At 69.4% G+C, this 458-nt stretch carries 1 protein-coding gene; it reads left to right on the forward strand.

The features are described 5' to 3' along the window. Window positions 1-429: LPXTG cell wall anchor domain-containing protein (locus LXN01_RS16015; RefSeq protein ID WP_236866846.1), on the forward strand; the 429-nt coding region annotated here is incomplete at its 5' end. Window positions 430-458 lie beyond the last annotated feature (29 nt).

Genomic DNA, 458 nt, shown 5'->3' on the forward strand with positions numbered 1-458 from the left:
ACCTTCTCCGTCTCCGCAGGCCGCGACGATGTGAGTGCCTATGAAGAGACCGTCTCCGCCGATGACAACGGGATCGCCACTCACGGCGTCCGCGGCCTCGATCCGGATAGCGCTCGCGAGTACATCGGCGAGTACACCGTGACTGCGTCCTGCGGAGACAGCGAGTGGACAGACACCTTCTACGTCGGCGAACGTCCGCAGGACGATGACGACGATGCCGCCAACGCCGGATCCGACCAGGACGACAACGGTTCCGCCGGCACCGACGACAGCTCGGGTGACAGCGGAGCATCTGCAGGCGGCAACCTGCCCCGCACCGGCACGGAACTGACCGGGCTCGCCGCAGGTGCCGGGCTTCTCGCCCTCGGTGCGGCCGCCGTCTACCTGACCCGTCGCCGCAGCGCCGGGACCGGACCGGCCGACATCTGATCGGCCCTCGTCCCGCGACCGCCGCGGCT

Origin of the sequence: Brevibacterium daeguense (assembly GCF_021729135.1) — a bacterium.
GTDB classification, from domain to species: Bacteria; Actinomycetota; Actinomycetes; order Actinomycetales; family Brevibacteriaceae; genus Brevibacterium; species Brevibacterium daeguense.